Consider the following 3,617-nt stretch of genomic DNA (forward strand, 5'->3'; position numbering starts at 1 on the left):
CGACCTCGACGACGCGGCGCAGAAGATCGTCGCGGCGGTGGGGTAATGCGGCCAGCGCTGCTCGCCCTCGTGAGCGCGTGTTCCGTCGGGTCCGCCGGCGCGTGTTTCGCTCAGTCACAGTTCGACGACCTGCGCGAAGCCTGCCTCAGGACGGAGATGCGGCGCGAGGCCTTCGAGCGACTCGCGGATGAACGTGACTGGGAGCAGTTGCTCCGCGTCGTCCGGGCCGGAGATCCGCTGGATACGACGGTCTGGGAAAGCATGTATCGGGCTCAGCCCGGCCGCCGACAGTTTTGGATGTCAGGCGAGAACGCGGGCGCCGATCCCGCCCACGCCACCTCTTGCGGGGTCGCGGCGACGGATCCGGATGCCGACTGGCGATCTCGAGCGGGGGCGCTGGCATTGGAGCTTGGGATGACTCCTTCGCCGACCGCCCCGAGACCGAATTCAGTCGAAGCTAGGGCTTGGTCCACGGTCGAACCGACGGCGCTGTCGCTATCCTATGATCTCTACCCGAGCGGCTTGACGGTGCGACTGACACGTCCTGGAACCGCCGCAGAATAGGCGACGACTAGAGGGGGCGCTTTGACCGCTGACGGTCTGTCCGACGCCATCTGCATCCTCCACTACGGACGGTGTGGCTCGACGGTGCTCACGCGGCTGCTCGCCCAGTTCGGCTGCGTGTCGCTGGGGGAATTCCTGCATCCGGTGTCGGGCCAGAAGTACGAGGCGCTCGACGGCCTTTCGCGCGGACGCGGCGCGGCGAATTCCAGCGCTTCGGTGCTAGACGCCTTGGCCAGGGTCGCGGCCGCAAGAGGTGAACGGGCCAGCCCTGTTCTCTTTGAGATCAAGAGCCTCGACTTCATCCGCGAGGCCGTCGCCGACGGACCCGAGACCTTCGTCCCGGCGCTGGCCGAGCGCGGCGCGAGCCGCTGCATCCACCTGGAGCGACGCGACCTCCTGGCGAGGCTGGTTTCCACCACCCTGGCGAGCCGGACGGGCGTGTATCACCGCACCGACGAGGCCGAGCGCCCCGAGCCGTTCGAGATCGAACCCGCTCGGGCCGTGGCGGAGATCGGGCGGCAGGCCGACATGCGCGACCGGATCCGCGCCGCCCTGGCGGTGAGTGGCCTCGACGTCCTGCAACTGGAATACGAGCGCGACCTGATGGCCGATCCGCGCGTGGGCGCCCTGAAGGCGGCGGCCTGGCTTGGGCGCCCAGCGCCGAGCCAGGGCCTGGTGGTCGACCGGCGGCGGACGACGCCCTTCCCGATCGCAGAGGTGCTGTCCAACCACGCTGAAGTGGTCGCGGCCCTTGCTCGCGCGGGTATGTCGGAAACAGGCGCCCGCCTCGAACCGGCCGCTTCGCCTTGACCCCTGCGGCCAACCCTCTATTGGCGGCGCCTGCCGCCCTTCTCCCCGACGACTCGTAGAAAGCCCGCCATGTCCATCCTCGTCGACAAGAACACCAAGGTCCTAGTCCAGGGCCTGACCGGCAAGACCGGCACCTTCCACACCGAACAGGCGCTTCGCTACTACGGCACGCGCATGGTGGGCGGCATCCACCCGGCCAAGGGCGGGACCAACTGGACCGGCTCGGAGGGCGAGACCCTGCCGATCTTCGCCTCGGTCGCGGAAGGCCGGGACGCAACGGGCGCCAACGCCTCGGTCATCTACGTCCCGCCGGCGGGCGCCGCGGACGCCATCATCGAGGCCATCGACGCCGAGATTCCCTTCATCGTCTGCATCACCGAGGGCATTCCGGTGCTCGACATGGTCCGGGTCAAGGCGCGGCTGGACCGGTCGAAGTCGCGGCTGCTGGGCCCCAACTGCCCGGGCATCCTGACCCCGGAGGAGTGCAAGATCGGCATCATGCCGGGCTCCATCTTCAAGAAGGGCAATGTCGGCATCGTCTCGCGCTCGGGCACCCTGACCTATGAGGCGGTGTTCCAGACCTCGAACGAGGGCCTGGGCCAGACCACGGCGGTCGGCATCGGCGGCGATCCGGTCAAGGGCACCGAGTTCATCGACGTGCTGGAGCTGTTCCTTGCCGACGACGAGACCCAGTCCATCGTCATGATCGGCGAGATCGGCGGCGCGGCCGAGGAAGACGCGGCCCAGTTCCTGATCGACGAGGCGAAGAAGGGCCGCAAGAAGCCCATGGTCGGCTTCATCGCCGGCCGCACGGCCCCCAAGGGCCGCACCATGGGCCACGCGGGCGCGGTCGTCTCGGGCGGCAAGGGCGACGCCGAATCCAAGATCGCGGCCATGGAGGCGGCGGGCATCCGTGTCTCGCCCTCCCCGGCCCGCCTCGGCGCGACCCTGGTCGAGGTCCTCAAGGGGTAAGGTGCCGTGGCCTACCTCGAACTGGCGGCCGGGGTGCTGGTGGTCGTCTCGGCCATCCTGGCCGGACGCCAGGCGATCAGGGCAGCGCGCGCGAGCCGCAAGGGGCCGACCCTTGCGTTCGGCGCTCTCAGCCCGATCCTGGCGCTGGCCGGCGTGGCCTTGATCGGCGACGCCCTGGTGCGGCTGCTGGTCAACTGAGGCCATCAGCCCCACTAAGCCCCAGCTTCCGGGTTCAGCTTTTTGACCGGATGCCCCTTTCCGGTCATGACCCGCCAAGAAACAGCGCCTATATGACGCACGCCGCCTTGGCGCAGACGTGCGCCGGGCGTGATGGAACCGACGGAACACCATGGCTGACGACGCCGGCCGGCTGAACCAGGTCTTCGCCGAGACCGCCTTCCTCTACGGAGGCAACGCCGACTTCATCGAGGATCTTTACGGGCGCTGGGCGGCGAATCCCGGCTCGGTGCCCGCCGGCTGGCGCGCCTTCTTCGAGCAGCTCAACGAGAGCGCCGATCAGGTGAAGACGGCCAAGGGCGCCGCCACCTGGGCGCGCCCGCGCGAGATCGCCCGCGACGAGACCCTGTCCGCGCTCGACGGCGTGTGGCCCGCCGTCGAGGCGAAGGCCGCCAAGGACGTGAAGGCGGCGCGCCCCTCCGCCTCGGCCGACGAGATCCAGGCCGCCGCCCGCGATACGGCGCGCGCCCTGATGCTGATCCGGACCTACCGGATTCGCGGCCACCTGCACGCCAACCTAGACCCGCTCGGAATCGAGGCGCCGGTCGACAACCCGGAGCTGACGCCGGAGTACTGGGGTTTCGGGCCCGACGACCTGGACCGGCCCATCTATCTGGACGGCGTGCTCGGCCAGGAGACGGCGACGATCCGTCAGATCATGGACCTGCTGCACCGGGTCTACTGCGGCGCCTTCGCCATCCAGTACATGCACATCGCCGAGCCGGCCGAGAAGGACTGGCTGCAGGAGCGGATCGAGCGCCGCCACGAGGAGAACGTCTTCACCCCCGAAGGCAAGGTCGCCATCCTCAAGAAGCTGGTCGAGGCAGAGACCTTCGAGCGCTTCCTGCACAAGCGTTTCCCCGGCACCAAGCGCTTCGGCCTGGACGGCGGCGAGGCCATGGTCCCGGCGCTGGAGCAGGTGATCAAGCGCGGCGGCGCCATGGGCGTCGACGAGATCGTGCTGGGGATGGCCCACCGCGGTCGCCTGAACGTGCTGGCCGCCGTCATGGGCAAGCCCTACGCCGCCATCTTCC

At 69.2% G+C, this 3,617-nt stretch carries 3 protein-coding genes and 1 pseudogene; all 4 read left to right on the plus strand.

Features of this window, described 5'->3' with window-relative positions; translation table 11 throughout:
* The first annotated feature begins 585 nt into the window (after positions 1-585).
* Positions 586-1,374 (plus strand): hypothetical protein, encoded by a 789-nt coding sequence (locus tag Q0M60_RS01305; RefSeq protein ID WP_296814940.1) that lies wholly within the window; start codon positions 586-588, stop codon positions 1,372-1,374.
* Positions 1,375-1,443: 69 nt separating this feature from the next.
* Positions 1,444-2,346 carry a succinate--CoA ligase subunit alpha gene (gene sucD / locus Q0M60_RS01310; RefSeq protein ID WP_296814942.1) on the plus strand — a complete coding sequence of 301 codons (903 nt, stop codon included), beginning with the start codon at positions 1,444-1,446 and terminating at the stop codon, positions 2,344-2,346.
* Between the two features lie 6 nt (positions 2,347-2,352).
* Positions 2,353-2,544, plus strand: coding sequence for a hypothetical protein (locus tag Q0M60_RS01315; RefSeq protein WP_296814945.1), 192 nt, complete (start codon positions 2,353-2,355; stop codon positions 2,542-2,544).
* A gap of 151 nt (positions 2,545-2,695) precedes the next feature.
* A pseudogene (sucA, locus tag Q0M60_RS01320) lies at positions 2,696-3,617 on the plus strand (2-oxoglutarate dehydrogenase E1 component); the annotation flags it as partial.

Origin of the sequence: Brevundimonas sp. (assembly GCF_024711105.1) — a bacterium.
Taxonomy (GTDB): Bacteria; Pseudomonadota; Alphaproteobacteria; order Caulobacterales; family Caulobacteraceae; genus Brevundimonas.

Coding starts and splice junctions, on each gene's coding strand:
- sucD (WP_296814942.1), top strand. CDS start 1,444: ATGTCCATCCTCGTCGACAAGAACACCAAGGTCCTAGTCCAGGGCCTG.